At 62.1% G+C, this 1015-nt stretch carries 1 protein-coding gene; it reads right to left on the bottom strand.

Translation table 11 applies throughout. The features are described from left to right. Positions 1-138: 138 nt before the first annotated feature. On the bottom strand, positions 139-1015 hold an 877-nt coding region (gene aguA / locus EN879_RS37105; RefSeq protein WP_127274767.1), incomplete at its 5' end, for an agmatine deiminase.

The raw sequence follows: 1015 nt of genomic DNA, 5'->3' as shown, positions 1-1015 counted from the left end.
GTTGTAGACGTTGACGATCTTTTCCTCGTCCGCCGAAGCCGCATTTGCGCAGACGCCGCAGGCAAGCAGGGTTGAGAAGATCAGAGCGCGCATGAATGTCCTCCGTTTTCGCTATGTGTTCTCGGCATGCTCCGTCCCTCAACGTCGTTGCGGGGCATAGACCGGCAAGGTGATGCAGGCGACATTGCCGCCGCCCAGCAGGATCTCTCGCGAGTTTTCGATGCCGACTATTCGGTGGTCGGGAAACAGCTCGGCCAGCGTCCGCTTGGCCTTCACATCGAGATCGCAGCCGAACTGCGGCACCACCACGACGCTGTTGCCCGGATAGTAGTTGATGTAGCTCGCCGCGATCCGGTTTCCGGCCGGTCGCGCCCAGGTCGAATCCAGCCGGTCCACGCTGTCGCTTTCTTCCGGCGTCATCTCGATCGGCAAGGGATGGGGCAGCCGGTGAACTTCCAGCGCGCGGCCCTTCGCATCACGAGCCGAACGCAACACCGCCTCGGCTTCGCGCACGATCTCATATTGTGGGTCGTCCCGATTGTCGGTCCAGCTCAGCACGACCACGCCGGGGCGCACGAAGCAGCAGACGTCGTCGACATGGCCGTCGGTCTCGTCGAAGGCAAAGCCGCGTGGCAGCCAGATGACGGTGTCGACACCGAGATAGTCGCCAAGCTGGCGCTCCACCTCGGCCTTGCCGAGATGAGCGTTGCGATTTCGGTTGAGCAGGCATTGCTCCGTCGTGATGAGCGTGCCCTGACCGTCGCACTGCAACCCGCCACCCTCGGCGATCAGAGGTGCGCGGTAGCGATCCATGTTCTCGATTTCGAGCACTTTTTGCGCCGCAAGGTCATCCAGGTCCCATGGCGAATAGAGGCCGCCGTCAAAACCGCCATAGGCGTTGAAGATCCAATCGACGCCACGCACGTCGCCTTGATCGTTGACGACGAAGTTGGGACCGCTGTCGCGCAGCCAGGAATCATTGGTGGACATCTCCACGACACGCACATGGCCAGGC

Source organism: Mesorhizobium sp. M7A.F.Ca.AU.002.02.1.1 (assembly GCF_003998535.1).
In the GTDB taxonomy this organism is placed as follows: domain Bacteria; phylum Pseudomonadota; class Alphaproteobacteria; order Rhizobiales; family Rhizobiaceae; genus Mesorhizobium; species Mesorhizobium ciceri.
The sequence above is the reverse complement of the archived record's forward strand: the minus strand, read 5'-3'. Positions and strand labels throughout refer to the sequence as shown.